Origin of the sequence: Ramlibacter sp. (assembly GCF_035706265.1) — a bacterium.
Classification (GTDB): domain Bacteria; phylum Pseudomonadota; class Gammaproteobacteria; order Burkholderiales; family Burkholderiaceae_C; genus Ramlibacter.
Genome location: NZ_DASSVG010000221.1, coordinates 1 through 2,290, shown reverse-complemented (window position 1 = coordinate 2,290; position 2,290 = coordinate 1). Strand labels below are relative to the sequence as shown.

The window sequence follows — 2,290 nt, the reverse complement described above, 5'->3', positions numbered from 1 at the left end:
GCAGCGGCCGCGCATGCTGCACTTCGCCTCGGTGGAGGCCTTTCCCGTGGCCGCCGACGACCTGCTGCGCAGCGCCGAGCGCGAGCCGGGCCTGCTGCCGCTGGCGCAGGACCTGGCCGCGCGCTGGGACGGGCTCACGCCCGGCTTCCATCGCTTCGCCTTCGCCGACGGCCGGGTGCTGCTCACGCTGTGCGTCGGCGACATCGCGCCCATGCTGCGCGAGCAGTCCTTCCGCGCCGACGCCGTGTTCCTCGACGGCTTCGATCCCGAGCGCAACCCGCAGATGTGGTCGCTCGACACGATCAAGGGCGTCACGCGCCTGTGCCGGCGCGGCGCGGCGCTCGCGACGTGGTCGGTGGCAGGCCAGCTGCGGCGCGACCTGCAGGCCTGCGGCTGGCAGGTGGAGAAGCGCGCCGGCCTGCCGCCCAAGCGCGAATGCCTCTCGGCCCGCTACGACCCCGCCTGGCAGGTGAAGGGGCTGGAAGCGCAGGGCGAAGAACCCGCACCGCAGGACTGCATCGTGATCGGCGCCGGGCTGGCCGGCGCCGCGGTGTCGGCCAGCCTGGCGCGCCGCGGCTGGTCGGTGCGCGCCTTCGACATCGCGGCCGGCCCCGCCACCGGCGCCTCCGACCTGCCCGCCGGCCTGCTCGCCCCGCACCAGTCGCCCGACGACAACCCGTTGTCGCGCCTGTCGCGTGCCGGCGTGCGCATCACGCTGCAGGAAGCGCAGGCGCACCTGGCCGACGGCCTGGAGTGGCGGCGCACGGGGGCGCTGGAGTGGCGCGGCGACGATCGCCGCCCCTTGCCGCCGCTGGGCGAATCCCTGCAGCCCTGGAGCCGCGAAGCCAGCGAAGCGCAGAAGCGCGCAGCCGGCATCGATCCCGGGCAAGCAGCCTGGTGGCACGAGAACGCCGCCTGGATCGAACCCGCGGCCCTGGTGAGGTACTGGCTGCGCACGCCGGGCGTGCGCTTCTGCGGCGGCCGGCGCGTGGCGCGCCTCGTGCGCGCGGGCGCGCTCTGGCGCCTCGAGAATTCGGCCGGCGAAGCGATGGCGGAGGCTGCGCTGGTGGTGGTCGCGGCGGCGCACGAAAGCGCGCCGCTGCTTTCAGGCCGGGTGCAGCTCAATCCCGTGCGCGGCCAGGTCACCTGGGGCCCGCATGGCGAGGACGCCGCGCTGCTGCCGCCCTTTCCCGTCAACGGCAACGGCCACTTCCTGCCGCGCGTGCCGCTGCTGGAACGCGATGCCTGGATCACCGGATCCACCTATGGCCGCGGCGACGCGGACGAATCGCTGCGGCGCGCCGACGATACCGCCAACCTGGAGCGCGTGCGCGCGGTGCTGCCGCGCGCGGCGCAGGTGGTCGAAGCCACGTTGCAGCGGCGCGAAACCCGCTCCTGGAGCGGCGTGCGCTGCGCCTCCACCGATCGCAGGCCACTGGCAGGTGAAGTGGAGTCGGGCCTGTGGGTGAGCACCGCCATGGGCTCGCGCGGCCTCACCTTCGCGGCGCTCTGCGGCGAGCTGATCGCCGCCCGGTTGCATGGCGAGCCGTTGCCGCTCGAGCTTCGGCTCGCGCAGGCGCTCGACGTGAAGAGGCAGCTCGCCTAAACCTGCCCCAACTCCACCCGACTCAACCACGCATCCAGCCTTCCCGGATGCGGCGGATTCTCCAGCAGCGCGTCCGCGCCGCCCATCCAGGCCCGCACGTGCTCCGACACGCTGCGGCCCGACTGCGTCATCGCCACGTGGCGGATCGCCTGCGGGCCCTGCCGCAGTTGCCGCAGCAGCACCCAGGCATCGGCGTCGGGCAGGTTGCAGTCGACCAGCGCCAGGTCGTACTGCTTGCCGCGCGCCCGTTCCACGGCCTGGGCGGCGTTCTCCGCCTCGTCGGCCAGGGTCAGGCGCGCCAGCGCCAGCCGCGCCCGCAGGTACAGGCGCTGGTCGCGGTCGGCACTGACGATCAGCGCCTGCTTCTGCGACATCACCGAATCGGGCCCCTGCCCCAGGTCCAGCCCCGACCCCGGCGAGAACAGCTGGTCGAGCGCCTCGATCACCTCGCCCCAGGCCAGCGGCCGGGCGAAGGCGCGCGCGACGCTGGCCGGCGGATTGGCGCCGACCCAGAACAGGCGCAGCTCGCGGTGCAGGGGCGACTCGGCTTCGACCCGGGCTTCCCAGCTCTGGCCGTCGAGCAGGGCGACGCGCGGCGGCTCCGGCGCCGCCGGCGTCCAGAGCTGGTACATGGTCAGGCACTGCTCGGACAGCCGGAACACGGTGTTGAGCGCATGGCGCTCC

General features: G+C 74.3%; 2 protein-coding genes. One reads left to right on the top strand and one right to left on the bottom strand.

The window, feature by feature from the left end:
* The coding region (gene mnmC, locus VFM98_RS08365) for an FAD-dependent 5-carboxymethylaminomethyl-2-thiouridine(34) oxidoreductase MnmC (protein WP_325109455.1) at positions 1-1,606 on the top strand (1,606 nt) is incomplete at its 5' end.
* Here mnmC and VFM98_RS08360 read toward each other — a convergent pair.
* Positions 1,603-2,290 (bottom strand): response regulator (locus VFM98_RS08360; RefSeq protein ID WP_325109454.1); only part of this gene is annotated, 688 nt, incomplete at its 5' end. The genes mnmC and VFM98_RS08360 overlap by 4 nt on opposite strands.